Origin of the sequence: Roseovarius lutimaris (genome assembly GCF_900115165.1) — a bacterium.
GTDB lineage: Bacteria > Pseudomonadota > Alphaproteobacteria > Rhodobacterales > Rhodobacteraceae > Roseovarius > Roseovarius lutimaris.
The window spans coordinates 43,897-68,835 of the sequence record NZ_FOVP01000009.1 but is presented as its reverse complement, the minus strand read 5'-3'; the positions used below and the strand labels follow the sequence as shown (position 1 = coordinate 68,835).

Sequence of the window (24,939 nt, the reverse complement as noted above, 5' to 3'; positions counted from 1 at the left end):
TCTTGTCGTCTGGGGCAGAATATGGTTTTAGACGGGACTGAGACAATGGGAGTCTGCCCCTTGGGTGGGTCGACCCGTACTAAGATATATGAACCGCTTCAACCGATCAGGGTGTAAAATGCGACTAACTTCAAGCCTTCTGGCCGTTCTGGCCGCCCTTTCCGCTCTTCCTGCCATGGCGCAGGAGGGTCTTGAGATCGTCGGCAAGCCCGTAGATGGCAAGATGGGATTCCAGCCCGCAGCGACCGAACTGGCCCACGATTTGCAGTGGCTCGACGGGATGATCAACGTGATCATCATCGCGATCGTGCTTTTCGTGGTGCTGCTTCTTGCGGTTGTTGCCGTGCGTTACAATCGCCGCGTAAACGCGACCTCGGCAACATTTACCCATAATTCGCCGATCGAGGTGGCCTGGACAATCATCCCGATTGTCATCCTGGTGTTCATCGGGGCGTTTTCGCTGCCCATTCTGTTCAAGCAACAGGAAATCCCCGAGGGCGAGGTGCATATCAAGGTCACCGGCTATCAGTGGTACTGGGGCTATGAATACACCGACCACGATTTCGGCTTTGACAGCTACATGATCGGCGCACCCGCAACCGGCGGCGACAACCGCATGACCCCCGAGGTCGAGGCGCAGCTTGTCGAGGCCGGGTATAGCAAGGATGAGTTCCTTCTGGCCACCGACACATCGGTTGTGGTTCCGGTCAACAAGGTCGTCGTGATGCAACTGACAGGCGCCGATGTGATCCACAGCTGGACCATCCCGGCCTTTGGCGTGAAACAGGATGCCGTTCCCGGCCGCCTGAGCCAGCTTTGGTTCAAGGCCGAGAAAGAAGGCATCTATTTCGGCCAGTGTTCAGAGCTTTGCGGTCAGTCGCATGCCTATATGCCGATCACCGTCAAGGTGGTGAGCCAGGCCGAATATGACCAATGGCTGGAAGGCGCGATCGAGGAATATGCCGGCACGCCGCGCCCGGTTGATGTGGCAATGGCCGACTAGGCCGACTGGGGTGCGCGCAATCCGCGCGCATCCATTCCCAACCCAGCCCTTCACGGGGCACCGGAGAGCGACATGAGCGACGCAAGTCTCAACAGCAGCAGCACCACCGCCCCAATGGCGCAGGGCGGCGAGGCCGAGTTCGGCGATTTTTTCGCCCTGCTCAAGCCGCGGGTGATGACGCTGGTGGTGTTTACCGCTCTGGTTGGCCTTCTGGCGGCGCCGGTCGGGGTGCATCCGATTGTCGGGCTGGCCGCGATCCTGTTCATCGCGGTGGGCGGCGGTGCGTCCGGGGCGCTCAACATGTGGTGGGAATCCGATATTGATGCGCTGATGAAGCGGACCAGCAAGCGCCCCATTCCGGCAGGGAAAGTCACCCGCGATGAGGCCTTTGCCTTTGGGGTGACGCTGGCGGTGATGTCGGTTGTGATGCTCTGGCTTGCAACCAACGCCGTGGCGGCGGGCCTTCTGGCCTTCACGATCTTTTTCTACGTAGTGATCTACACCATTGGCCTGAAACGCTGGACCCCGCAGAACATCGTCATTGGCGGCGCGGCAGGGGCCTTTCCGCCGATGATCGGCTGGGCGGCGGCGACCGGATCAATCAGTATCGAATCGGTGCTGATGTTTGCGCTTATCTTCATGTGGACGCCGCCGCATTTCTGGGCCCTGGCGCTTTTCATGAAGGGCGATTATCACAAGGCCGGGGTGCCGATGCTGACCGTGACCCATGGGCGCAGGTCGACACGCAGGCACATCCTTGTCTATACCGTCTTGCTTGCGATGCTCGCCGTTGGCGCCGCCTTTACCGGCATTGGCGGGCCGATTTATCTTGCGGTGGCACTGGTGCTGAACGCGCTGTTCCTGCGCGATGCCTATGCGATCTGGCGACGCGACGAAGCCATGGCCGAGGCCGATGGATACCGCATTGAAAAGAAAGCGTTTAAACTGTCGCTTTACTATCTCTTTGCCCATTTCACCGCAATTCTTCTTGAGGCCGCCCTGGCCGGTTATGGCCTCGGAGGCTGGGGATGAGCTTTCGCGAGGAACATGAGCTTCACAAGCGCCGCTTTGGCCGTAATCTCGGGCTTGGCCTTGTGCTGGCGATTTTCGTGGCACTGGTGTTCGGGCTGACGATTGCCAAAGTGTCCGATAACGACTTCAAGGTTCCTGCAAAACAGGGGGCAACAAACTGATGGCGATGGATGCGAAACTCAAAACCGTGACCCGGCTTGTGGGTGTGGTTGTTCTGATGGGCGGGCTCGCCTGGGCCTCGGTGCCGTTTTACGACTGGTTTTGCCGGGTGACCGGCTTTGGCGGCACCACCGGCGTGGCCGCAGCCCAAAGCGACACCGTGCTTGAGAAAACCATCAAGATCCGCTTTGACGGCAGTAAGGACCGCAACATGCCATGGGAATTCAAACCCGTCGTGCATGAAATGGAGCTGAAAATCGGCGAGACGGGCCTGGCCTTTTACGAGGCCTACAACCCGACCGACCGCGTTATCGCCGGCTCTGCCAGCTATAACGTCACCCCCTATGAAGCGGGTGGGTTCTTTACCAAGATCGACTGTTTCTGCTTTAGCGAACAGGTGCTGCAACCCGGCGAGCGGGTGCAAATGCCGGTGACGTTTTACGTCGACCCCGAAATCGTAACAGACAGGGACGCAAAATACGTGCATACGATCACCCTGTCCTATACGTTCTACGAAATTGACCTGCCACAAGAGGCCCAGGCGGCGCTTGAGCAGGGCAACAAAAACGATTCAAAATTGAACTGAGCCTTCGACGAGGGAAAATACAAAGATGGCACACGAAAAAAATCACGATTATCACATTCTGCCCCCCTCTGTCTGGCCGCTTTTGGGCGCCTTGGCGGGGTTCGTCATGCTGTTCGGCGCGGTCCTTTTCTTCCACGACCATGGTCCGTGGATGCTTTTGGCCGGGTTTGTTGGCGTTCTTTACGTCATGTTCGGCTGGTGGGCCGATGTGGTGAACGAAGGCGAGACCGGCGATCATACCCCTGTCGTGCGGATCGGCCTGCGCTATGGCTTCATGATGTTCATCATGTCCGAGGTCATGTTCTTCGCCGCTTGGTTCTGGAGCTTTTTCAAGCACGCCATGTACCCGATGGGTCCGCAAAGCCCGCTGGTTGATGCGGTCTGGCCACCGGCGGGCATCGAGACATTCGACCCCTGGCACCTGCCGCTGATCAACACGCTGATCCTGCTGTGTTCGGGCTGTGCCGCGACCTGGGCGCACCACGCGCTTGTGCATGAAAACAACCGCAAGGACATGAAATGGGGGCTGATCATCGCGATTGCGCTTGGCGCGCTTTTCACCGTGTTTCAGATCTATGAATATAGCCACGCGGCCTTTGGCTTTGCCGGTAACATCTATGGCGCCAACTTCTTCATGGCGACCGGCTTTCATGGTGCGCATGTGGTCATCGGCACGATCTTCCTGTTTATCTGCCTGATCCGCCTGCAACGCGGTCATTTCACCCCCGAACAGCATGTCGGTTTTGAAGCGGCGGCCTGGTACTGGCACTTCGTGGATGTGGTTTGGCTGTTCCTCTTTGCCGCGATCTATATCTGGGGCGGCTAAGCCCGAGGCTCGGCGCGGAATGCGGTTGAACAATCCGCGCGGAACGGCAAGAACATCAAGGCGCGCACGAGGGTGCGCGCTTTTCCTTTGACGGAGGCCCGCGGTGCGCCGCTACATTATTCCTGTGATATTTGGCCTGGCCGGGGCCGCGGTCCTTGTCGGCCTTGGCAATTGGCAGCTTGAGCGGCTGGCCTGGAAAGAGGCGATCCTCGGCGATATCCGCGCCCGGATTACCGCCCCGCCAGCGGCCCTGCCGGAACAGCCAGAGATCAAAACCGACCGCTATCTTCCGGTGCGCCTGAGCGGAGACATTGGCCAAGAGGCACTGCGCGTGCTGGTCAGCCAGAAACAGATCGGTGCCGGGTATCGCCTGATTTCGGCCTTTGACACAGGCGCGCGCCGGGTGCTTCTGGATCGCGGCTTTATCTCGGTGAATGATCCGATTCCGGCCCCGCCAAGCGGCGCGGTTGAGGTCACCGGCAACCTGCATTGGCCCGATGAGCGGCTAAGCTCGACCCCGGAAAACGATGTGGCGGGCAATATCTGGTTCGCGCGCGATCTTGCGCCGATGGCCGAAATCCTCAGGACCGAACCGATCCTTGTCGTTGCGCGCAAGATGTCGGTCTCCGAGCCGGGCGTGGAACCGCTGCCACTGGACATCGGCGGCATTCCGAACGATCACCTCAACTATGCAATTACATGGTATTCGCTGGCCCTTGTCTGGCTTGCCATGACCGGGTTTTTCCTGTGGCGCATGCGGCAGGCAGAGAAAGGCAAAACGACGTGAAATACATCTCGACACGGGGCAATGCGCCCACGCTCAGCTTTGAAGAGGCGATGCTGACCGGGCTGGCGCGCGACGGCGGTCTCTACCTGCCCGAATCGATCCCGCAGATGAGTGCGGCCGATATCCGCGCGCTTGAGGGGCAAAGCTATGAAGAGGTCGCCTTTCGCGTGATGCGCCCGTTTCTGGGCGATGCTTTCACCGATGCCGAATTTCGCGGCATCATTTCGCGCGCCTATGCGGGCTTTGGCCATGCCGCACGCGCGCCCCTGAAACAGCTTGATAGCGGGCATTTCCTGCTGGAGTTGTTTCACGGGCCGACGCTGGCCTTCAAGGATTTCGCGATGCAGTTGATTGGCCAGCTGTTTGAGTTTTCCCTCAAACGCTCGGGCAACCGCGTGTGCATCGTCGGCGCCACCAGCGGCGATACCGGATCGGCGGCGATCGAGGCGTTTCGCGGCCTTGAGGCGGTCGATGTGTTTGTCCTCTACCCGCATGGCCGGGTCTCCGAGGTGCAACGCCGCCAGATGACAACCCCGTCCGAGGATAACGTGCATGCGCTCGCCATTGACGGGCACTTTGATGACGCGCAGGCGCGGGTCAAGGATATGTTCAACGACTTCGAGTTTCGCGATGCGGTCGGCCTTGCCGGCGTCAATAGCATCAACTGGGCGCGGGTTCTGGCGCAGGTGGTCTATTATTTTACCGCCGCCGTGTCGCTTGGCGCGCCGGACCGCAAGGTAAGCTTTACCGTGCCGACTGGCAATTTCGGTGACATTTTCGCGGGCTACATCGCGCGGCGCATGGGCCTGCCGATTGACCGGCTTGTGGTGGCGACCAATCAGAATGACATCCTGCATCGCTGCCTTTCGACCAGCGACTACAAACCCGATGGCGTGATCCCCTCGATCAGCCCGTCGATGGATATTCAGGTCAGCTCGAATTTCGAGCGCGCGCTGTACTATGCCTACGGCGAGGATGGCGGCGCTGTCGCGCAATTGATGGACGAGCTCAAGGCGGGCGGTTTTTCGGTCAGCCAGGGCGCCTTGCAGGCCCTGCGCGAAAGCTTTGATTCGGGGCGTTGCGACGAGGATGAGACTCGCGCCACGATTTCGCGCACATGGGCCGGAACCGGCGAATTGCTCTGCCCGCATTCTGCCGTCGGGGTGCATGTCGCCGAAAGCGCGCGCCAGATCGGCGTGCCGATGATCACGCTGGCAACCGCGCATCCGGCCAAATTCCCGGACGCCGTGCAAGAGGCCTCGGGCCAGCACGCGCCTTTACCAGAGCGCATGGCCGACCTTTACAACCGCCCAGAGCGTTTGACGCGGGTGGCCAATGATCTGGCCGCCATCGAAACCCTTATCAAGGAACGGATCGCCCATTGAGTGTCCAACTGACCACCCTTCCCAACGGATTTCGCATTGTCACCGAGCATATGCCGGGCCTGCAATCGGCCGCCATTGGCGTCTGGGTTCTGGCCGGGGCCCGCAATGAGCGGGCCGACCAGAACGGCATCGCGCATTTTCTCGAACATATGGCGTTCAAGGGCACCAAACGACGTAACGCCCTGCAGATCGCCGAGGCGATCGAGGATGTGGGCGGCTATATCAACGCCTATACCAGCCGCGAAGTGACCGCCTATTACGTGCGGGTGCTGAAAGAAGACGTGCCTTTGGCGCTTGATGTGGTGGCCGATATCCTACGCAATCCGGTGTTTGACACGCGCGAGATCGAGGTCGAGCGGGGCGTGATCCTTCAGGAAATCGGACAGGCCGCCGATACGCCCGACGACATCATCTTTGACTGGTTGCAGGAAGAAGCCTATCCCGATCACCCGCTTGGCCGCACCATTCTGGGCGCAGAAGAGCGCGTGCGCGGCTTTGCGCGGCCCGATCTTGAAGGCTTTGTCGATCAGTATTATCGCCCCGGTCAGATGATCCTGTCGGCGGCGGGGGCGGTGGATCACGACGCCCTTGTGCGCATGGCGAGTGATATGTTCGGTGATATGATCCCGAGCGCTGTGATCGAGCCACCGCTTGCCAAATTTCGGGGCGGCGAGGCGCGCCATATCAAGGATCTGGAGCAGGCGCATTTCGCCCTTGCCTTTGAAAGCCCTGATTACGCCGACCCCGATATCTATACCACCCAGATCTATGCAAGCGCGCTTGGCGGCAGCATGTCGTCGCGCCTGTTTCAGGAAATCCGCGAAAAGCGCGGGCTTTGCTATACGATCTATGCTCAGGCCGGCGCCTATGCCGATACCGGGATGATGACGATCTATGCCGGCACTTCCGCCGATCAGCTTGGCGATCTGGCGGGCATCACCATTGACGAGATGAAGCGCGCCGCCGATGACATGAGCGCGCCTGAGGTCGAGCGCGCCCGCGCCCAAATGAAGGCGGGGCTGTTGATGGGCCTTGAAAGCCCGTCAAACCGCGCCGAGCGTCTGGCGCGCATGCTCCAGATCTGGGGCCGTGTGCCGGATCTCTCCGAAGTGGTCGGGCGGATTGATGCGGTCACCCTTGAGGATGTCCGCCGCATCGCCCGGACCACGGTCGAGCGCGCGCCCTCGGCGCTTGCGCTCTATGGCCCGGTGGCGGCTGCGCCAACCCTGATCGGCCTCAATGAGAGGCGCGCCGCCTGATGCTGCTGTTGCCACGTCGGAAGTTGCGGATCGAGACCGAGCGTCTGACCCTGCGCCAGCCGGTGATTGGCGATTTTCGACATTGGAGCGGCTTGCGGGCGCAAAGCGCCGAATTTCTTACCCCGTGGGAGCCGCTCTGGGCCAGCGATCACCTTGCGCGCAAGGGCTTCTCGAACCGGGTCTATTGGGCGCAACGCTCTATTTCCAACGGAAGCGCAGTGCCGCTGTTTCTGATCCGGCGCGAGGATCAGATGCTTTTGGGGGCAATCACGCTTGACAATATCCGGCGCGGACCGGCGCAGGCGGGCACGCTTGGCTATTGGATCGGGGAGGGGTTTTCGCGTCAGGGCTATATGCAAGAGGCGATCGCAGGCGTGGTGCATTACGCCTTTGAACGGCTTGATCTGAGCCGGATCGAAGCGGCCTGTCTGCCTGAAAACCACGCCTCACGCGGGTTGCTGGAAAAATGCGGCTTCAAATATGAGGGCGTCGCGCAAAGCTATCTTCAGATCAACGGCCGCTGGCGCACCCATGTGCTATATGCTGCCTTGCGCGCCGACCGGCGCGGGCGGACCGATGTTGGCTAAGGGCTTGTCATGTCCCTGACCTGCGCGCCGCGCCAGACTGAGACAGCCTGTAAGGGCTGACGAAGGGGCAAATCGTGCTATTCTCTTTCAGATGAAGGAGGAATGCCGATGATCCGACTTGTCCTTTTGGCTCTGCTTCTGGCCACACAGACCAACGCGCAGGAGCGCCGACCCAGCCATTGCATCGCCCTTGCGAGCGACGTTCCGGGGGGCACCTACATCCACAAAGCCGGGTTTAGTGATCCCTTGCCCGATTATACCGTGCGCCTGCGTTATATCGCGCATGCCTCCTTTCTTGTACAGGCGGGCGATCTTGCGGCGGTGACGGATTTCACCGGCTTTATCGGCAATGTCGATTTCATCCCTGATGTGGTGACGATGAACCACGCCCATGAGACCCATTGGACCGCAAGCCCCGATCCGATCATTCCGCATGTCTTGCCGGGATGGGGGCCATATGGCGAAGGGGTCGAGCACCATCTTGATCTTGGGGCGATGGTGGTGCGCAATGTCTCGACCGATATCCGGTCCTACAATGGCGGCGTCGAGCCTAGCGGAAATTCGATTTTCGTGTTCGAGGCCGAGGGGCTTTGCATCGCCCATCTGGGGCATCTGCATCACGAGCCCTCGGACGATCAATATGCCGCCCTTGGCCGCATGGACGTGGTGATGGCGCCGGTCGATGGCGGGTTTACCATGGACATCGAGAGCATGATGCGCGTGTTGCGCCGGGTCAAGGCAAGCGTGGTCATCCCGATGCACTGGTTCGGCGATGTCACCTTGGGGCGGTTTCTGGCGGGGATGGAAAATGATTTCGCGATATCTATCCCCGGAACCAGCGAAATAGAGCTGTCTTTGCGCAGCCTGCCCGAGAGACCGACCATCGTGGTGTTGCGCCCCGCCTATCTGCGCGACGGAGAATGAGCGATGTGGTCGGGGCGGATGTCGGAATTTGAGTATTTTCGGAAAGATGAAAAGGCTGGAATGCCAAGACCTGCGTGATAGGTAGGTCGCATGACATTGAATTCCGCCACCCCCGCCTTTGTTGAGCACCTGCGTGCAGAGTTGCCGGTTGCTGCCTTTCGCGAGGCCAGCCCGGCCTATCTTGAAGAGCCGCGTGGGCGTTGGCAGGGGCGCGCGGGCGTCATTGTGGCGCCTGATTGCACGGCGGATGTGGCCAAGGTCGTGCGCGCCGCGTCCGAGGCCTGCGTGCCGCTTGTGCCTTACGGTGGCGGCACTGGCCTTGTCGGCGGGCAGATCAGCCCCGAGGGCCCGCTGCCGGTGATCCTGAGCCTTGAGCGGATGCGCGCGCTGCGCGGGATTTATCCCGAAGAAAACGTCATGGTGGTCGAGGCCGGCGCGATCCTTCAGGACATTCACGCGGCGGCGGCCAGGGCCGACCGGCTTTTCCCGCTGAGCATTGCCGCCAAGGGCAGCGCCCGGATCGGTGGCAATCTGGCGACCAATGCGGGCGGGGTGAATGTGCTGCGCTATGGCAATGCGCGCGATTTGTGTCTTGGGCTTGAGGCGGTTTTGCCGGACGGGCAAATCTGGCATGGGTTAAAGCGGTTGCGCAAGGACAACACCGGCTATGATCTGCAGCACCTTTTGATCGGGTCCGAGGGCACGCTTGGGGTGATCACCGCCGCCGCTCTCAAGCTTTATCCGCGACCGGCGGGTGAGGGCACGGCGGTTATGGTGGTGCGCGATCCGCGCGCGGCGCTAGATCTTTTGGCAATGGCGCGCGATCATATGGGCGAAGGCGTGAGTGCGTTTGAATTGATGCACCGGCAGGGATTTGAGTTTCTGGCGCAGGAATTGCCCGATATTCGCCAGCCGTTTGAGGGGCATCCAGAATGGTTCGTGTTGATCGAGGTCGGCCTCGCGCGCGGGCTTGACCCGGCGGGTGCGTTAGAGACGCTGTTTGTTGAAGCAATGGAGGCGGAGTTGGTCAGCGACGGCATGATCGCCCAATCAGAAGCACAGCGGCACGCCTTTTGGGAGGTGCGCGAACAAATCCCCGAGGCCAACCGACGTGTTGGATCGGTAAGTTCGCATGATATTTCCCTGCCGATGAGCGTGATCCCCGACTTTATCGAAAAAGGCCAAGAGGTGATCGCCGCCCTGGGGGCGTTCAGGATCAACTGTTTTGGCCACCTTGGCGATGGCAACCTGCATTACAACGTCTTTCCGATGCCCGGAAAAACCCGCGCCGATCATCCGGGCGAGCGTGACCTGATCAAGCGGAAGGTTCATGATCTTGTGCATGAGATGGGCGGGTCGGTCTCGGCCGAGCATGGCATCGGGCGGCTCAAGGTCGAGGATCTTGAGCGCTATGGCGATCCGGCTAAACTATCTGCAATGCGGACGATCAAGGCGGCGCTTGATCCCAAGGGGATCATGAACCCCGGGGCGGTTCTGCGCGCTGATTGAGATCATGCGGTCCAGGTGGGGTAAAACCGGCCCGCAGGCGAAAGGGTGAAAATCTCGGCGCCATTCGCAGTCACACCAATCGAGTGCTCGAACTGTGCCGAGAGTGATTTGTCGCGTGTCACCGCCGTCCAGTCGTCGGCCAGAACCTTGGTTTCCGGGCGGCCCAGATTGACCATCGGTTCGATGGTGAAAAACATGCCCTCTTCCAGAACCGGACCGGTGCCCGGACGCCCGTAATGCAGCACGTTGGGCGGGGAGTGAAAGACCCGACCGAGACCGTGGCCGCAGAAATCGCGCACGACAGACATGCGGTGGGCCTCGACAAAGGATTGAATGGCGTGGCCGATATCGCCAAAGGTTTTGCCGGGCTTGACCGCCTCGATCCCTTTCATCAGGGAATCATGGGTGATCTGGATAAGCCGCTCTGCCTTGCGGCTGAGCTTGCCCGCGACATACATCCGGCTTGTGTCGCCAAACCAGCCATCCACGATCACCGTGACATCGACATTCAGGATATCGCCGTCTTTCAGAAGCTTATCGCCAGGAATACCGTGACAGACCACGTGATTGACGCTGATACAGCTGGCGTGGCGATAGCCTTTGTAGCCGATTGTGGCCGATTTGGCGCCCGCCGCGTTGACCTTGTCCTCGATCATCTTGTCGAGTGCGCCAGTGCTTTGGCCGACAAAGACATGATCGGCGATCTCATCGAGAATACGGGCGGCCAATTCGCCAGCCTTGTGCATACCGGCAAAATCCGAATCTTCATGGATGCGGATGCCTTCGCGGGTCAGTCGTCCCCTGTGTTTGTTCACGTCAATGCCTCGTGCAGTCCTGATCTGTTATGCCCTATTTAGGCGGGATTGCAGGAAAGTGCCAGAGCCTGCGGCAAGTGCGGGGATTTGTGCCTTTGGTCGTGGCATCGGCGGGTTCAAGGCCTGATCGGGCGGGGCGCGCTGACGCGCGCGCTTTGGTCCTCGTCAGGCTGCGCCTTCCTCAGGGGTGGTGGAACCGTGACGTTCAAAACGGCCCTGGTGAGGAGGAAAGCTGGGATGAGTATTTGAGGAATGGTGAAAGTGAAGGGACTTTCATCTTTCCAAAAATACTCAATTGACACTGCATCGGTCGTGACTGGGATCGGAGTATGTGACAGGCAGACGTGTGCCAAGGGTGACCGCCTCGGGGGAAATCCTGGTGTCATAGGCCAGTACCTCGACGCCTGCGGCCTTTGCCCTGGCGAAGGTGGCGGCGTAGGTGGGGTCGATATCAGCCGCAAGTGTCATGTGCGTGCAATCGGTGCGTTGGATCAAGTAGAACAGGATGGCGCGGTGACCGGCGCCTGCCATTTCGGCGAGGTTGCCCAGATGTTTGGTGCCGCGTAGGGTTACGCTATCGGGAAATTCGGCCAAACCGGTGGTGCGCGACAGGGTGACGGATTTCACCTCGACATAGGCATCGGGCAATCCGGGGTTTTGCAAAAGGAAGTCAATCCGGCTGTTGGTGGCGTACTTCTGTTCCGGGCGGACAGTCCCATAGGTGGCAAGTTCAGAAATTTCGCCCATCTCAAGGGCGGCGCGCAGGGCGCGGTTGGGCAGGCTGGTATCGACGCCGGTGAAATGGCCGTTGGCGTGCTCGATCAGGCGCCATCCGAATTTCAGTTTCTTCTTGGGGTCGTCATTCGGCTCGACCCATATTTTCAGGCCCGGCTCGGCCAGACCCATCATGCTTCCGGGGTTGGCGCAATGGGCGGTAACCTCGCGCCCGTCCTCCAGCCGGATATCGGCGAGAAAGCGTTTGTAGCGACGGATGAGCACGGCAGGCACAAGAGGGGTTTGAAAGCGCATGACAGCAGGCCTATACCGGGTCATGGATCTGTTCAAGGAGGCCCGTTTCATGCCCAACCCAACCGCCGCCATGCTTGTGATCGGGGATGAGATACTTTCGGGGCGCACGCGCGATGCGAATATGCATTACCTTGCCACAGAGTTGAGCAAGGCGGGGATCGATTTGCAGGAGGTCCGCGTGATCAGCGATGATCCGGAGGCGATTGTCGCCGCCGTAAAGGCGCTGAGTGGCGGCTATGACACTGTCTTTACCTCGGGCGGGATCGGGCCGACCCATGATGATATTACGGCTGAGAACGTGGCGCGCGCCTTTGACCGCCCGATCGGCATTCGCGAGGATGCCCGCGCGATCCTGGCCGCGCATTATGAGCGCTCGGGTCAGGACTTGAACGCGGCACGATTGCGTATGGCGCGTATTCCCGACGGGGCAACCCTGATCGACAATCCGATCAGCGCCGCGCCGGGGTTCAGCATCGAGAATGTGCATGTGATGGCCGGGGTGCCTTCGATCTTTCAGGCAATGCTGGCCAGCATCCTGCCAACCTTGACCGGGGGCGCGCCGGTTTTGTCGCAGACCCTTGAGATTCATCGCGGCGAGGGCGATATCGCTGGGCCGCTTGGCGAATTGGCGGCGCGCTATGGCGATCTTTCGATCGGCTCCTATCCGTTTCAGCGCGATGGCTGTTATGGTGCCAATATCGTGATCCGGGGACAGGATGGCGCGCGGATTGATGCGGCGATGGCCGAGCTTGCCGCGATATTTCCCGCATGACCCCGGACCTGCAAAGCCTTTACGATGTGGTCGAGGCCACATGGCCGCCTGCCGCCAGGACCGATCTTGGCCCCTGGGTGATCCGCGACGGGCAAGGCGGGGGCAAACGGGTCTCTGCTGCGACAGCACGGGCGCCTGTTTGCCCTGACGATCTGGCCGCCGCCGAAACCGCGATGCGGGCCTTGGGACAAGCGCCGCTTTTCATGATCCGCGACGGCGAGGACGCGCTTGACGCCATGCTTGAGAGCGCGGGATACGGCGTGGTCGATCCGGTCAACCTCTATGTGGCGCCGGTCGCGGCATTGTCACAGGACGCCCTGCCGCCTGTGTCGACTTTTGCGATCTGGGAACCGCTTGAAATCATGCGCGATATCTGGGCCGAAGGCGGTATCGGTGCGGGCCGTATTGCGGTGATGGAGCGGGCGCCTTTTCCCAAAACCGCGCTTTTCGGGCGCCATGACAGCCGCTCGGCGGCGGTTGGATTTGTCGCCATTCACGACCATATCGCCATGGTGCATGCGCTTGAAGTACATGCGCGTCACCGCCGCGCCGGGATGGGGCGGTTGATGATGCGTCAGGCAGGGCATTGGGCGGCGGGCGCAGGCGCAAGCCACCTTGCCGTCGTTTGCACACAGGCCAATCAGGGTGCAAATGGTCTCTATGTTTCCATGGGGTTCACGCTTGTGGGACAGTATCATTACCGACAAAAGGACGAAGCGATGACAAAACCCGAACAAACCACTGCGCTTGACCTGCCGATGGTCGATCCGCTGCCCGAGGCGACGCAGAAGTATTTCGACATTTGCCAGGACAAGCTTGGCATGATCCCGAATGTGCTTCAGGCGCACGCCTTTGATATCGAGAAGCTCAATACCTTTGCCGCGCTTTATAACGAGTTGATGCTGGCCGATAGCGGGCTAAGCAAGCTTGAGCGCGAGATGATCGCGGTTGTTGTCAGCTCGATCAATCGCTGCTGGTATTGTCAGGTCGCCCATGGCGCGGCAGTGCGTCAGTTGTCGGGTGATCCGGCGCTGGGCGAGGCGATGGTGATGAATTACCGGGTTGCCCCGCTTGATGCGCGCCAGCGGGCGATGCTTGATTTCGCGGCCAAGGTCACCACCGCGAGCGCCACGATTGAAGAGACCGACCGCACCGCGCTGCGCGACGTGGGATTTGATGAGCGTGATATCTGGGATATTGCCAATGTGGCGGCGTTTTTCAACATGACCAACCGGGTGGCAAGCGCCACGGGCATGCAACCGAATCCCGAATACCACGCACAGGCCCGCGAGGGGTGATGCGCGCGGGGCTTTCCCTTGCTCTGGCGCTGTTTCTGCCGCAGGTCGGCGGGGCGTTGGAACTGTCGTTGCCGGGCAATGCGGTGATGAGCGCCGAGGTCGTGCAAGAGGCCGATACCTTTCTTCTGCCCACAGGCCCTTTTGAAAACGGCAGCCTGCCGCAAGAGCGCCTTGAGGGGCGTGTGACACAACAGGCCTGGCGGGTCACCGGGCAGGGGCTGACCACGCTTCAGGTTCTGATGCCCATGCGGCAAGAGCTTGAAGATGCCGGTTGGCAGGTGCTTTTCGAGTGCAGCGATCAAGAGTGCGGCGGGTTCGATTTCAGGTTCAACGCGCCGATCCTCTCGGCGCCCGACATGTTTGTCGATCTGTTCGATTTCCGCTATCTGGCGGCACGGCGGGGCGATGACGGGGGCAGGCTTGAACATGCCGCGGTATTGGTAAGCCGCTCTGGCGAGACCGGCTATGTCCAGATCAGCCAGATTGTCGCGAATGGGTCCGGGGCGATGCAAACCACACCAGATCTGTTTGTCAGGCAAAGTCAAAAGGGCGAGGCCCTGACCGTGCCGGCGCTGGTGAATGCAATGCTTGAGAGCGGGCATGCGGTGATGCGCGATCTTGATTTCAGCACGGGCGCGACAGCGCTTGGCGAGGGGCCTTTTGCCAGCCTTGTCGCGCTGGCCGAGTTTCTGAATGCCGATCCTTCGCGGCGCGTGGCACTTGTCGGGCATACTGACAGCGTTGGTGCACTTGACGCCAATATCGACCTGTCGCGCGCCCGCGCGCGCGCCGTGCTTGAGCGTCTTGTCGAGACCCACGGCGTTTCCCGCGCCCAGCTTGAGGCCGAGGGCCTTGGCTATCTCGCGCCTGTCGCCAGCAACCGCAATCCGACCTCGCGCGATATGAACCGCCGGGTCGAAGCGGTGTTGCTGGATACCAGGTAACGCGCATTTTTGTGATCACGCCGCGTGGGTTTGTCAGGTAAACCTGACCCAAACCCGACCGTCATCGCGATCCGCATGAAGGTCGGCAGAGCGGACAATGCGAATATTAGTCACGTCAGGACAACGTCAGCCCCTGGGATGGTGAGCCGACGTAGATTACAAAGCGCTTTATGCTGGCAAAATACATTCCCAGAACAATTGTTGCGCCTGCATTAGCCAAATCGCCAGCCCAAGGGAGGGGCTGACGATGGCCGGGCCGCTACGCGGCTGTTAACCGGCTTGGTGCAACAAGCGAAGTCAGAGTTGGGTTCTTTCGCAAAATTGGCTGCATCTGCAAGATGAACAGCGTGGGTCAAAGAGTGGCCGCAAAGGTCAAAGCTATCTGACCTGCCACGCCTTGACATAGCGCAATGCCCGCAAGATGGGTGCGGCTAGACTTGATCTTTGCCCCCTGCATCATCGCATGGGGTTCGGAGGTTAGGATGTGCTTTTCCGCGGCGGCCAGTTTTACGGTTTCTGCCACACTTGTGCCGCTGGGGCTATATACGATTGCGCGGGTGCGGCGTGTGAACCCGGCCTGGCTTGGCTTTGCGGCTTTCCCGCTGGCCTTTGGGGTGCAGCAGGCCCTCGAAGGCGTGGTCTGGCTCGGGCTGGAGGGCGGCAATGACACGGCGGTCTGCATCGCCTCGTGCGGGTTTTTGTTCTTTTCCCATCTGCTCTGGCTGACCTGGGTGCCGGTCGCAGTTTGGATGGTGGAGCCAGAACCTGCGCGCAAGCGGGTGATCGGTATCATGACCGCGATTGGCTGTGTTTACGGGCTTTCGGTGTTCCTGCCGTCCTTTCTGATCCGGGACTGGCTATAGATGGAGGTGGTTGAGCGCTCACTCGACTATAAGACGACGCTGATCTATGACGGGATCATCACTCGCACGGTCCTGCGGCTGTTTTATGCGGCGCTTGTGGTTGGTGCGCTTTTCCTGTCCTCGCATCGCAGGATACAGGTGTTTGGCGGGCTGATTGCGGCCTCGCTTGCGCTGACTTATGCGTTTTATGCCTATGCATTCATCTCTGTGTGGTGTTTCTTTGCGGCGATCCTGTCGTTCTATCTTGTTGTGATCCTTATCCGAGATGCCCACGCGGCGGGCCAAAAGGGGGTGTTATGCCATCTGCCAGCATGTTGTCGCCCATCGGCCCGCTTGCCGTGATCAGCGACGGAACCGCGATCACCGCCCTGCGTTGGGCGGCGGAAGAGGACGGCATTCAAACGCCCGTGTTGAGCGAAGCCCTGAGCCAGCTTGCAGCCTATTTCGATGGGCGCCTGACCCGGTTTGACCTGCCGCTCGACGTGGCGGGATCAGAGTTTCAGCGCCGGGTTTGCGATGCGATGTGTGAGATTCCCTTTGGCGAAACCGTCACCTATGGCGACCTTGCCACCCGTTTGGGCACCCCGGCGCAGGCGATTGGCACGGCCTGTGGCGGCAATCCGATCCCGGTGATCATCCCCTGTCATCGGGTTTTGGGCGCCTCGGGTCTTGGCGGCTATTCCGGTGAGGGCGGGGTTGAAACCAAGGTCTGGCTGTTGCGCCACGAGGGGGCGGCGGGGTTGCTTATCTGAGGGATCAGAGTTCACCGCGCTGCGTGAAAATCTGCTGCACGATGCCGACGAAAATCAAATAGATGCTGGTGATTACCAGCCCCCAGTGCGCCCAGCTTTGCGGATCAAAATGCACCCAGGCCGCCCAGCCTGCAAAGAACGTCCAGGCAAGCGCCATCGGCAGAGATATCCAGCGCCAGCGTTTGGTGCGCACCGGATGGATGAACTTGAGCGGCAGGAACATCGCCACCGACAAGATCGCAACCAGTGTCAAAATGATCCAGAAATTAGGCTCGATCGCGAACATCACCAGCACCAGCATGTTCCAGCATCCCGGAAAACCGGAAAAAGAATTGTCTTTTGTTTTCATGCGGGTATCGGCGAAATACATCGCACTTGCAAAGGTGATAACGATGATGGCGACCCATCCGGTCCAGCCTGGCAATAGGTCGGACTTGAACAGTGCAAAGGCGGGGATGAACACATAGGTCAGATAGTCGATGATCAGATCAAGCAACACGCCATCAAATTCCGGCGCGTGGGTTTTTACGTCGAACTTGCGCGCCAACGGCCCGTCGATGCCATCCACCGCAAAGGCCACGACCAGCCACAGGAACATCAATTCCCATTCCCGATCAATCGCGGCCAACATGGCCAGCATTGCAAAAACCGCGCCAGTGGCGGTGAAAAGGTGAACAAGCAGAGCGCGCATATGTGGTGTCATGGCCGTTTAATGAACCAGCCGCGCCAAATATGCAAAAGGAAAACCCGGTCCCAAAAGAGACCGGGCCATAGTGCAAGGCCTTTGGCCTTAGTTGGAAACGCGGACCTCTTCCAGCGGATAGGCAAGCATATCCTGCGCTTCCCAGGACACGTGACAGTCGTGGCAAAAGCTTTGTTTGAACTTCATCATCTTGCCGTTCGGCTGAACTGCGGAATAGACCCAATCGGCGGTCTCGGGGGCGCCTCCGGCTTCGACCTTGGTCATGATGAACAGCGGGCCGGTGACGGCCTTTTTCTTCTTCTTGCTGATGGTGATGCTTTCCTTGGCCAGAACCGAGCCGACCGGCATCACCACGCCCTCGTCGGCGAATTTGAGATATTGTTCGGCGGCGATGTCATTGGCAAAGGTCTGCAACAGGCGGTTGCCATGCGCACCGGCCACGGCGGGGCGGGTCGAGCTGACGGTCCAGTCGCGATAGGCGGCGGCGACGTCATTATCACCCTTGGTGTATTTCTCGACCATCTCGGCCTTGATGCAGTCGTAAATTTCGTTGATCGCGGCCGCCTCAAGATCAAACGGATCGGTGACATCGACTTTGCAATCCGCGGCTGCTGCCGTCTGGCCCATCATAAGGCCTGCTGCGAGCGTCGCGGCGGCAAAAAGCTGGCGTTTCATGTGTGTTCTCCATTTCGTTCAATAAATACGAGGGTTGCTCAGGCGGAACCCTCGCATGTTTGGGCTGAAATGGAACTTAACTATTGCGTGAGGCCGAAGTGACGTTATCCGCGTCCCTGTGGATGCGTCTGCGCGTAAACTTCAAGCAGGCGGGCGGTATCGACGCTCGTATAGGCCTGCGTGGTCGAGAGCGAGGCATGGCCCAGCAATTCCTGGATCGCGCGCAGATCGCCGCCCGCGTTCAAAAGGTGGGTGGCAAAGCTGTGGCGCATGGCATGCGGGGTGGCCGTGGCGGGCAGGCCAAGCTGCATCCGGGTTTTTTCAACCACTTTCTGGATCACCCGCGGATTAAGCTTGCCGCCGCGCGCGCCGCGAAACACCGGGCTTTGCGGGGTGATCTCATGGGGGCACATGGCGACATAACGCTCGACCGCGTCGCGGGCCGGGGCAATCACCGGCACCATGCGTTCCTTGTTGCCCTTGCCGATGATCCGCAACGTGTTGCCAATCGGAAGGTCCGCCCCGGTCAGGCCCAAAGCCTCGGATATCCGCAACCCACAGCCGTAAAGCAGGGTCACAACCGCCTGATCGCGTGCCGAAATCCACGGGGTCTCTGATTGCATATCAAGGGTGTCGATCATCTCGCTTGCCGCCTCGGGCGACAACGGGCGCGGCAGCTTGCGCTGAAACTTGGGCGAGCGGGTGGCGAGAACGGCGGTGGGTTCAAACCCCTCGCGCTCTGACAGCCAGCGATAAAAGCTTTTGACCGCCGAAAGCTTGCGCGCCAGCGAGCGTGACCCGACATCATGGCCACGGGTAAACGCCATCCAGCTGCGCATATCGGCGGTGCTGATCCGGGCGAGCGCGCCAAGGCCCTGCGTCTCGCCCTTGTGTTCGGTCATGAAGGCCAGAAAGCCCGCGACATCGCGTGAATAGGCATCAAGCGTGTGATCCGAGGCCCCGTTGAGCGCCTTTTGTGACGCCAGCCAACCCTGCAACGAATCGCGGGCGGCCGGGCTAATCATGACAGCCAGCGGCGCATCGAGCGCTCAAAGACCCCGGCAAAGAACGCCAGAAGATCAGTGCCCTGTTGCGGGCTGAACTGATGCGGGTCTTCGGCGCCCATGGCCAGCATGCCGGGCAGGCGATCCGGGCCGAAATCCAGCATCAAACAGGCCTCGGAGCGCACAAATGTGGCATCGCGGCCATAGATCCGCATGTCGCCCTCGTTGATCTGGCGCAGCGTCACTTGCCGTGCGGGCACATCGCGCCCGCCGGTCAGATAGGATTTGATGAACCCGGGCTCGGCCACGGAAAGGACATCGCCCAGACGGCGCACCGCCGGGTCACTGTCGTTTTGCACCGATTCAAGCACAAGCCGGATCGAATCGACCCGCAAGATATGCGCCACTTCGCCGCCGAGATCGCGCAGGAAGGTTTCAAACTCGACCGGGTCGAGCATGCGCAAAATCGCACGATGCACCTGATTTGTGCCCGCCAGATTTTCGTAAGCGGCGGCAATCACGCTGCGGTGGGTGTCTTCAAGCCGGTCAAGACGCGCCTCAAGGCGGTCCATCGCAATGCCGCGCAGATCGACGATATTGCCGCCCATTGCCCGCTCGTTCGCGGCGATAAGGGCGCGCATAAGGTCTTGATCTTCAAGAATAACATCCGGCTGCGCGATAATACGTTCGCGCAGCGCGTCATTCATTTCCGGCTTGCTGCTCATCTCGGCCTCGGTCTTGTTTTTTGGTGTTATAGCACGGGTTACAGGATTTGCTGCCCTGTTTTTGCCCAGTCGGCCATAAAGGTTTCAAGCCCGGCATCGGTCAGCGGGTGCTCTGCCATTTTCTTGATCACGGCGGGGGGCGCTGTCATCACATCGGCGCCGATCATCGCCGCCTGATAGGCGTGATTGACGCTTCTGATCGAGGCGGCGAGGATCTGTGTCTCGAAACCGTAATTGTCATAGATCGTGCGGATATCGGCGATCAGATCCATGCCATCGAGGTTGATGTCGTCAAGCCGTCCGATGAAGGGGCTGATAAAGGTCGCGCCCGCCTTGGCCGCCAAAAGCGCCTGATTGGCCGAAAAGCACAGCGTGACGTTGACCATGTTGCCCTCGCCCGAGAGCACCTTGCACGCCTTGAGACCATCCCAGGTCAGCGGCACCTTGACGGCGATGTTATCGGCGATCTTGGCAAGCTTGCGGCCCTCGGCGATCATCTCATCGGCCGTTAGCGCGACGACTTCGGCACTCACCGGCCCCGCGACCATTTCGGCGATCTCCTTGGTCACTTCAAGGATATCGCGGCCTGATTTCAGGATCAGCGAGGGGTTGGTGGTCACGCCATCGACCATGCCAAGATCGTTAAGTTCGGCAATTTGATCGGTTTCTGCGGTATCGACAAAGAATTTCATGAGGGGTGCCTTTGCGCGGGTTGGGTTTTCTGTGACAAGCGTTTACCTCATAGATCAGCCCACCGAAACCCCCTCAGAGAGAGGAGCCCGCGTTGCCCCCGTCCAACCCCGACTTCTTTGACGAAGGCGCGCTTGTGGCGGTTCTGACGGCGCAGCCGCTTGATCGCCCGCTGGATTATCTTGCCCCCGAGGGCGGGTGTCTTCCGGGGGCCTTTGTCGAGGTGCCGCTTGGGCCGCGCAAGGTCTTGGGCGTGGTCTGGGGGCCGGGCAAGGGCGGGTTCGACCTCAAGAAAGCGCGCAGCATCATCCGGGTGCTGGATGTGGCGCCGATGCGCGACGAGATGCAGGAATTTCTGCGCCGCGCCGCCGATTATACCCTGACCCCGATGCCCGCCATGCTGCGCCTTGCGACGCGCGCGCCGGGGCTGAGCAATCCGCCATCGATGCAAAAAATCTATCGTTTGGGCGAGGGCGAGCCGTCGCGCATCACCGATGCGCGCACCCGCGTGCTTGAGGTGTTGCGTGGTTATGGCGGGCTTGGCTTTACCCTCAAGGAGCTGAGCGATCTTGCGGGGGTAACATCGTCGGTGGTCAAGGGGCTGGTGACTCAAGGTGCGGTGCGCGAAGAGGACACGCCGCGCGACATGCCCTTTGCCCGGCTTGACCCGAGCCTGCCGGCCAAATCCCTCACCGAGGATCAGCAAGAGGCCGCCGGTGCGCTGCGCGAGGGGCTGCGCAGCGGCACCTATGGCACCACACTTTTGCGCGGCGTGACCGGGTCGGGCAAGACCGAGGTCTACCTTGAAGCCGTGGCCGAGGCCCTGCGTCAGGGGCGTCAGGCGTTGGTGTTGCTGCCGGAAATCGCCCTTACCGCAGAGTTCCTCAACCGGGTCGAGGTGCGCTTTGGCGCGCGCCCGGCCGAATGGCATTCCGGCGTCACCATGACCGAACGCCGCCGCACCTGGAAGATGGTCGGGCAGGGCGGGGCTCAAATGGTGGTCGGTGCGCGTTCGGCGCTGTTTTTGCCGTTCCAGAACCTTGGCCTGATCATCGTCGATGAGGAACACGACACTTCTTACAAACAGGAAGACGGCGTTCTTTATAATGCCCGCGACATGGCGGTGCTGCGCGCGGCGATATGCGGTGCGCGGGTGGTTCTGGCCTCGGCGACGCCAAGCCTTGAGAGCTGGGCCAATGCCGAGGCGGGCAAATATGACCGGCTTGACCTCGATGCGCGCTATGGCGCGGCGGTGATGCCGGACCTGGCGGCGATTGACATGCGGGCGCAGAAATTACCGTCGAACCGCTGGATCTCGCCCAGCCTTCAGGTCGCCGCCAATGACAGGATTGCCAGGGGCGAACAGGTGCTTTTGTTCCTCAACCGGCGTGGCTATGCGCCGACAACGATCTGTCGGGCCTGCGGTCATCAGATCGGCTGTGAGCACTGCGATGCGCGCATGGTCGAGCACCGGTTTCAAAAGCGCCTGATCTGTCATCAATGCGGGGAAAGCGCGCCCTTGCCGACAACCTGCCCGTCCTGCGGCGCCGAGGATCGGCTCGCGGCGGTGGGCCCCGGGGTCGAGCGGCTGGCCGAAGAGGCAACCGCGCTTTTCCCGGAGGCACGGATCGCGGTGCTCTCGTCGGACCTGTTCGGTTCGGCGCGCGCGCTCAAGGAACAGATCGAAGAGATCGCACAGGGCGGCGCCGATATCATCATTGGCACCCAACTGGTGGCGAAAGGGCATAACTTTCCGCTGTTGACGCTGGTCGGGGTGATTGACGCCGATCTTGGTTTGCAAGGGTCGGATCTGCGCGCCGCCGAGCGCACGTTTCAGCTTATGCGACAGGTGGCCGGGCGGGCCGGGCGGGCCGAACGGCGCGGCACCGCGCTGTTGCAGACCTTTCAGCCCGAACACCCGGTGATCCGCGCCATTCTGGCGGGCGACGAGAACGGCTTTTGGCGCGCCGAGGCTGATGCGCGCCGTCAGGCGGGCGTGCCGCCCTATGGCCGGATGGCAGGGATCATCCTGTCCTCGCCCGATATGCAGGTGGTTTTTGACATCGGCGAAGACCTTGCCCGGCGCGATGGCCCTCTGCGCGCGGTCGGCGCGCAGGTGTTTGGCCCGGCTCCGGCCCCGGTCGCGCGCATTCGCGGGCGTCACCGGGTGCGGCTTTTGGTGAAGGCCCCCAAGGGCGCCGCGTTGCAAGCTGCGGTGGCGGCCTGGGTCGCGCAGGTGCGCCTGCCGCCGCAGGCCCGTCTGAGCGTCGATATAGACCCGCAGAGTTTTTATTGAGATCGGTTGTGGCGCGCGCGCTTTCTTGAAAAGAAAGCGGTCCGAAATCTTTTGAAGATTTCGGATGCCGGCGGGTGTGTCCTCTCGCCAAAGCCGAAACTTGGGCGTAAAGAAAACCCATGAAACCACAATTCCCTCTGGGCGACGCGCGCCAATTGCCGTTCTGGCGCCGTCCTGTGACGCTGTTGTTCCTGATGGCCGCCGCGATGCCGGTGGCCTTTGCGACATGGTCGGCGCTGCTCAACAACTTTGTGATCGAGGTGGCGGGGTTCAACGGCTCTGACATTGGCTGGCTTCACACGGTGCGCGAAATCCCCGGCTTTTTCGCGATTGGCGTGATCGCCCTGATCATGTTCATGCATGAACAGGTGCTTGGGCTGATCGCGCTTTGCCTTTTGGGCGTGGCCACGGCGATGACGGCGCAATTTCCCTCGCTTGGCGGCATTCTGACCATCACCATGCTCAGCTCGATCGGGTTTCACTATTACGAGACGGTCAACCAATCGCTGCAATTGCAATGGATCGACAAGCTGCGTGCGCCGCAGATGCTGGGCTGGTTGATGGCGGCGGGATCGGGGGCCACGCTGGTGGCCTATGTTCTGATCGTGATGACCTGGGATGCGCTCAACCTGACCTATAACACGGTCTACATGATCTCTGGCGGCTTTACGGCCTGCGTCGCGGTGTTCTGCTTTTTCGCCTATCCGAGGTTTGAGGCGCCCAACCCGCAGATCAAGAAGATGGTCCTGCGCCGCCGCTACTGGCTCTATTATGCGCTGCAACTCATGGCCGGCGCCCGGCGCCAGATTTTCGTGGTCTTCGCAGGCTTCATGATGGTCGAAAAATTCGGCTTTCAGGTGCATGAAGTCACGGCACTTTTCCTGATCAATCTGGTGGCCAACATGATCTTTGCGCCGCTGATGGGGCGGGCTGTGTTCCTGTTTGGCGAGCGCCGCACGCTGATCTTTGAATATGTCGGGCTGGCCCTGCTCTTTACCGCCTATGGCGGGGTCTATTTCTTTGGCTGGGGCGTGGTTCTGGCGGCGACGCTTTATGTGGTCGATCATATCCTGTTCTCGCTGGCACTCGCGCTCAAGACCTATTTCCAGAAGATCGCCGATCCCGGCGATATCGCGCCGACCGCCGCCGTGGCCTTTACCATCAACCATATCGCTGCGGTGTTCCTGCCGGCCCTTCTGGGGTATTTGTGGCTTGTCTCGCCGGCGGCGGTGTTCTTCATGGCCTCGGCCATGGCCTGTGTCTCCTGCGTGCTGGCGATGCTGATCCCGCGCCACCCCGAGCCGGGCAATGAAACCGTCCTGTCGCGTTTCATTGCCGCGCCCGCCGAATAAACCCCCGACCTGAAAGAGTTTCACAATGCCGACCTTTACCGCCCTGACCACGCTCACCGGCAAAGACAGCGCCGAGGCCCTGGCCGAAGCGCTAGAGGCGCTCACGCCGGAACCCACCGGCGTTGGTGCCTTTGAGATGGAAGACGGCTCTGGCTTGTGGGAGGTCGGATCGTACTTTGAAGAGGCGCCCGACCAGGCCGGGCTTGCGCTTTTGGCGGTGATGCACGGCGCCAAGCCCTTTACCATTTCCGAATTGCCCGAAACCGATTGGGTCGCCAAGGTGCGACGAGAGCTGACCCCGGTCGAGGCCGGGCGTTTCTTTGTCTACGGAAGCCATGACGCCGAAAAGGTGCCGGACGACTGCGAGCCGCTTCTGATCGAGGCGGCGATGGCCTTTGGCACCGGGCATCACGGCACAACGCTAGGCTGTCTGCGCGCGCTTGACCGGCTGGCCAATGCCGGGTTCGTCGGCAAATCGGTCATTGATATTGGTTGTGGTACGGCGGTTCTTGCGATGGGCGCGGCACGGATCTGGCCCGGCGTGATGCTGGCCAGCGATATTGACGCGGTCGCCGTCGAGGTGGCCGAGGCCAATGTGGCCGCCAACGATCTTGTCGGTCGCGTCGAATGTGTCGAGGCGGCAGGCCTTGATCACCCGCGCCTTGTGGCCGCGGCGCCATTCGATCTTGTCTTTGCCAATATCCTCAAGGGACCGCTGATTGACCTCGCGCCTGACGTGACGTCACGCTTGCAGGACGAGGCCAAGGTGATTCTCTCGGGAATTCTGAATGAACAGGCCGACGAGGTGATTGCGGTTTATTGCGGTCTTGGAAACAGTCTTGAGCATCGCGAAGAGATTGGTGACTGGACCACCCTCACATTGAATAAAACTGTCGTAAAATAAGTCGAAATTCGGACCGAACGGGCCTCCTGCCTTAGTCTCGCCACATTTCGAGCCTAATTT

The 24,939-nt window shown here is 60.6% G+C and carries 25 protein-coding genes and 2 pseudogenes; 20 read left to right on the top strand and 7 right to left on the bottom strand.

The genetic code is table 11. The features are described from left to right. Nucleotides 1–118 precede the first annotated feature (118 nt). From coxB to BMZ91_RS09330, 11 genes are all read left to right on the top strand, one after another. Complete coding sequence (gene coxB, locus BMZ91_RS09375) at nt 119–1,003, top strand: cytochrome c oxidase subunit II (protein WP_092837566.1); 885 nt, start codon at nt 119–121, stop codon at nt 1,001–1,003. 72 nt (nt 1,004–1,075) lie between these two features. Continuing rightward, the gene (cyoE, locus tag BMZ91_RS09370) at nt 1,076–2,035 is read left to right on the top strand and encodes a heme o synthase (RefSeq protein ID WP_092837563.1); all 960 of its coding nucleotides are present in this window, start codon (nt 1,076–1,078) and stop codon (nt 2,033–2,035) included. Continuing rightward, on the top strand, nt 2,032–2,196 hold the full coding sequence (locus tag BMZ91_RS21430) for a hypothetical protein (protein ID WP_177193830.1): 165 nt from the start codon (nt 2,032–2,034) through the stop codon (nt 2,194–2,196). Before cyoE ends, BMZ91_RS21430 begins: the two co-directional genes overlap by 4 nt. Further along, on the top strand, nt 2,196–2,780 hold the full coding sequence (locus tag BMZ91_RS09365; protein WP_092837560.1) for a cytochrome c oxidase assembly protein: 585 nt from the start codon (nt 2,196–2,198) through the stop codon (nt 2,778–2,780). Before BMZ91_RS21430 ends, BMZ91_RS09365 begins: the two co-directional genes overlap by 1 nt. Nucleotides 2,781–2,805: 25 nt before the next feature. Continuing rightward, complete coding sequence (locus BMZ91_RS09360) at nt 2,806–3,606, top strand: cytochrome c oxidase subunit 3 (RefSeq protein WP_092837557.1); 801 nt, start codon at nt 2,806–2,808, stop codon at nt 3,604–3,606. A gap of 103 nt (nt 3,607–3,709) precedes the next feature. Then, on the top strand, nt 3,710–4,393 hold the full coding sequence (locus tag BMZ91_RS09355) for an SURF1 family protein (protein WP_092837554.1): 684 nt from the start codon (nt 3,710–3,712) through the stop codon (nt 4,391–4,393). Continuing rightward, nucleotides 4,390–5,778, top strand: coding sequence for a threonine synthase (gene thrC, locus BMZ91_RS09350; RefSeq protein WP_092837551.1), 1,389 nt, complete (start codon nt 4,390–4,392; stop codon nt 5,776–5,778). Before BMZ91_RS09355 ends, thrC begins: the two co-directional genes overlap by 4 nt. Beyond that, nucleotides 5,775–7,037, top strand: coding sequence for a M16 family metallopeptidase (locus BMZ91_RS09345; protein ID WP_092837548.1), 1,263 nt, complete (start codon nt 5,775–5,777; stop codon nt 7,035–7,037). Before thrC ends, BMZ91_RS09345 begins: the two co-directional genes overlap by 4 nt. Then, nucleotides 7,037–7,624 (top strand): GNAT family N-acetyltransferase, encoded by a 588-nt coding sequence (locus BMZ91_RS09340; protein ID WP_092837545.1) that lies wholly within the window; start codon nt 7,037–7,039, stop codon nt 7,622–7,624. The genes BMZ91_RS09345 and BMZ91_RS09340 overlap by 1 nt, the downstream gene beginning before the upstream one ends. Nucleotides 7,625–7,732: 108 nt before the next feature. Beyond that, nucleotides 7,733–8,548 carry an MBL fold metallo-hydrolase gene (locus BMZ91_RS09335; RefSeq protein WP_092837845.1) on the top strand — a complete coding sequence of 272 codons (816 nt, stop codon included), beginning with the start codon at nt 7,733–7,735 and terminating at the stop codon, nt 8,546–8,548. A gap of 90 nt (nt 8,549–8,638) precedes the next feature. Next, nucleotides 8,639–10,057, top strand: coding sequence for an FAD-binding oxidoreductase (locus BMZ91_RS09330; protein WP_092837542.1), 1,419 nt, complete (start codon nt 8,639–8,641; stop codon nt 10,055–10,057). A 2-nt stretch (nt 10,058–10,059) separates the two neighbouring features. Here BMZ91_RS09330 and map read toward each other — a convergent pair whose 3' ends face one another. Both map and sfsA read right to left on the bottom strand, forming a co-directional pair. Next, a complete protein-coding gene (gene map / locus BMZ91_RS09325) occupies nt 10,060–10,872 on the bottom strand; it encodes a type I methionyl aminopeptidase (RefSeq protein WP_092837539.1) in 813 nt (270 codons plus the stop codon). 291 nt (nt 10,873–11,163) lie between these two features. Next, the gene (gene sfsA / locus BMZ91_RS09320) at nt 11,164–11,901 is read right to left on the bottom strand and encodes a DNA/RNA nuclease SfsA (protein ID WP_092837536.1); all 738 of its coding nucleotides are present in this window, start codon (nt 11,899–11,901) and stop codon (nt 11,164–11,166) included. A 49-nt stretch (nt 11,902–11,950) separates the two neighbouring features. Here sfsA and BMZ91_RS09315 point away from each other — a divergent pair, with 49 nt between their 5' ends. The 6 genes and pseudogenes from BMZ91_RS09315 (at nt 11,951) to BMZ91_RS09285 (ending at nt 16,530) form a co-directional block, all read left to right on the top strand. Beyond that, entirely contained in the window at nt 11,951–12,673 is a 723-nt protein-coding gene (locus tag BMZ91_RS09315) for a competence/damage-inducible protein A (protein ID WP_092837842.1), read from the top strand. Next, a pseudogene (locus BMZ91_RS09310) lies at nt 12,670–13,356 on the top strand (GNAT family N-acetyltransferase); the annotation flags it as partial. The gene BMZ91_RS09315 and the pseudogene BMZ91_RS09310, both read left to right, overlap by 4 nt. A gap of 36 nt (nt 13,357–13,392) precedes the next feature. Next, complete coding sequence (locus tag BMZ91_RS09305) at nt 13,393–13,971, top strand: peroxidase-related enzyme (RefSeq protein ID WP_092837839.1); 579 nt, start codon at nt 13,393–13,395, stop codon at nt 13,969–13,971. Beyond that, the gene (locus tag BMZ91_RS09300; RefSeq protein ID WP_092837533.1) at nt 13,971–14,915 is read left to right on the top strand and encodes an OmpA family protein; all 945 of its coding nucleotides are present in this window, start codon (nt 13,971–13,973) and stop codon (nt 14,913–14,915) included. The genes BMZ91_RS09305 and BMZ91_RS09300 overlap by 1 nt, the downstream gene beginning before the upstream one ends. 410 nt (nt 14,916–15,325) lie before the next feature. Continuing rightward, a pseudogene (locus BMZ91_RS22005) lies at nt 15,326–16,120 on the top strand (DUF6629 family protein). Further along, a complete protein-coding gene (locus tag BMZ91_RS09285) occupies nt 16,075–16,530 on the top strand; it encodes a methylated-DNA--[protein]-cysteine S-methyltransferase (RefSeq protein ID WP_092837524.1) in 456 nt (151 codons plus the stop codon). The pseudogene BMZ91_RS22005 and the gene BMZ91_RS09285 overlap by 46 nt, the downstream one beginning before the upstream one ends. A 4-nt stretch (nt 16,531–16,534) precedes the next feature. On the opposite strand, the gene BMZ91_RS09280 is transcribed toward BMZ91_RS09285, so the two are convergent. From BMZ91_RS09280 to fsa, 5 genes are all read right to left on the bottom strand, one after another. Further along, complete coding sequence (locus BMZ91_RS09280; protein WP_092837521.1) at nt 16,535–17,233, bottom strand: CDP-alcohol phosphatidyltransferase family protein; 699 nt, start codon at nt 17,231–17,233, stop codon at nt 16,535–16,537. An 87-nt stretch (nt 17,234–17,320) separates the two neighbouring features. After that, a complete protein-coding gene (locus tag BMZ91_RS09275; RefSeq protein WP_092837518.1) occupies nt 17,321–17,908 on the bottom strand; it encodes a cytochrome P460 family protein in 588 nt (195 codons plus the stop codon). Between the two features lie 104 nt (nt 17,909–18,012). Further along, nucleotides 18,013–18,933 carry a tyrosine recombinase XerC gene (locus BMZ91_RS09270; RefSeq protein ID WP_092837515.1) on the bottom strand — a complete coding sequence of 307 codons (921 nt, stop codon included), beginning with the start codon at nt 18,931–18,933 and terminating at the stop codon, nt 18,013–18,015. Continuing rightward, nucleotides 18,930–19,637, bottom strand: a complete 708-nt coding sequence (locus BMZ91_RS09265) for a DUF484 family protein (protein WP_092837512.1) — start codon at nt 19,635–19,637, stop codon at nt 18,930–18,932. The genes BMZ91_RS09270 and BMZ91_RS09265 overlap by 4 nt, the downstream gene beginning before the upstream one ends. A 38-nt stretch (nt 19,638–19,675) precedes the next feature. After that, on the bottom strand, nt 19,676–20,329 hold the full coding sequence (fsa, locus tag BMZ91_RS09260; RefSeq protein ID WP_092837509.1) for a fructose-6-phosphate aldolase: 654 nt from the start codon (nt 20,327–20,329) through the stop codon (nt 19,676–19,678). A gap of 92 nt (nt 20,330–20,421) precedes the next feature. Between fsa and BMZ91_RS09255 the strand changes: the two genes are divergently transcribed. The 3 genes from BMZ91_RS09255 (at nt 20,422) to BMZ91_RS09245 (ending at nt 24,879) form a co-directional block, all read left to right on the top strand. Beyond that, entirely contained in the window at nt 20,422–22,623 is a 2,202-nt protein-coding gene (locus BMZ91_RS09255) for a primosomal protein N' (protein ID WP_092837506.1), read from the top strand. A 119-nt stretch (nt 22,624–22,742) separates the two neighbouring features. Further along, the gene (locus BMZ91_RS09250; RefSeq protein WP_092837503.1) at nt 22,743–23,975 is read left to right on the top strand and encodes an MFS transporter; all 1,233 of its coding nucleotides are present in this window, start codon (nt 22,743–22,745) and stop codon (nt 23,973–23,975) included. A 25-nt stretch (nt 23,976–24,000) separates the two neighbouring features. Next, complete coding sequence (locus BMZ91_RS09245; RefSeq protein WP_092837500.1) at nt 24,001–24,879, top strand: 50S ribosomal protein L11 methyltransferase; 879 nt, start codon at nt 24,001–24,003, stop codon at nt 24,877–24,879. Nucleotides 24,880–24,939 lie beyond the last annotated feature (60 nt).

Bases quoted from the DNA above. Each gene is read 5' to 3' on its own strand.
- coxB (WP_092837566.1), top strand. From the start codon at position 119: ATGCGACTAACTTCAAGCCTTCTGGCCGTTCTGGCCGCCCTTTCCGCT.
- cyoE (WP_092837563.1), top strand. From the start codon at position 1,076: ATGAGCGACGCAAGTCTCAACAGCAGCAGCACCACCGCCCCAATGGCG.
- BMZ91_RS21430 (WP_177193830.1), top strand. From the start codon at position 2,032: ATGAGCTTTCGCGAGGAACATGAGCTTCACAAGCGCCGCTTTGGCCGT.
- BMZ91_RS09365 (WP_092837560.1), top strand. From the start codon at position 2,196: ATGGCGATGGATGCGAAACTCAAAACCGTGACCCGGCTTGTGGGTGTG.
- BMZ91_RS09360 (WP_092837557.1), top strand. From the start codon at position 2,806: ATGGCACACGAAAAAAATCACGATTATCACATTCTGCCCCCCTCTGTC.
- BMZ91_RS09340 (WP_092837545.1), top strand. From the start codon at position 7,037: ATGCTGCTGTTGCCACGTCGGAAGTTGCGGATCGAGACCGAGCGTCTG.
- BMZ91_RS09335 (WP_092837845.1), top strand. From the start codon at position 7,733: ATGATCCGACTTGTCCTTTTGGCTCTGCTTCTGGCCACACAGACCAAC.
- BMZ91_RS09330 (WP_092837542.1), top strand. From the start codon at position 8,639: ATGACATTGAATTCCGCCACCCCCGCCTTTGTTGAGCACCTGCGTGCA.
- sfsA (WP_092837536.1), bottom strand. From the start codon at position 11,901: ATGCGCTTTCAAACCCCTCTTGTGCCTGCCGTGCTCATCCGTCGCTAC.
- BMZ91_RS09315 (WP_092837842.1), top strand. From the start codon at position 11,951: ATGCCCAACCCAACCGCCGCCATGCTTGTGATCGGGGATGAGATACTT.
- BMZ91_RS09305 (WP_092837839.1), top strand. From the start codon at position 13,393: ATGACAAAACCCGAACAAACCACTGCGCTTGACCTGCCGATGGTCGAT.
- BMZ91_RS09300 (WP_092837533.1), top strand. From the start codon at position 13,971: ATGCGCGCGGGGCTTTCCCTTGCTCTGGCGCTGTTTCTGCCGCAGGTC.
- BMZ91_RS09285 (WP_092837524.1), top strand. From the start codon at position 16,075: ATGCCATCTGCCAGCATGTTGTCGCCCATCGGCCCGCTTGCCGTGATC.
- BMZ91_RS09280 (WP_092837521.1), bottom strand. From the start codon at position 17,233: ATGACACCACATATGCGCGCTCTGCTTGTTCACCTTTTCACCGCCACT.
- BMZ91_RS09275 (WP_092837518.1), bottom strand. From the start codon at position 17,908: ATGAAACGCCAGCTTTTTGCCGCCGCGACGCTCGCAGCAGGCCTTATG.
- BMZ91_RS09270 (WP_092837515.1), bottom strand. From the start codon at position 18,933: ATGATTAGCCCGGCCGCCCGCGATTCGTTGCAGGGTTGGCTGGCGTCA.
- BMZ91_RS09265 (WP_092837512.1), bottom strand. From the start codon at position 19,637: ATGAGCAGCAAGCCGGAAATGAATGACGCGCTGCGCGAACGTATTATC.
- fsa (WP_092837509.1), bottom strand. From the start codon at position 20,329: ATGAAATTCTTTGTCGATACCGCAGAAACCGATCAAATTGCCGAACTT.
- BMZ91_RS09250 (WP_092837503.1), top strand. From the start codon at position 22,743: ATGAAACCACAATTCCCTCTGGGCGACGCGCGCCAATTGCCGTTCTGG.
- BMZ91_RS09245 (WP_092837500.1), top strand. From the start codon at position 24,001: ATGCCGACCTTTACCGCCCTGACCACGCTCACCGGCAAAGACAGCGCC.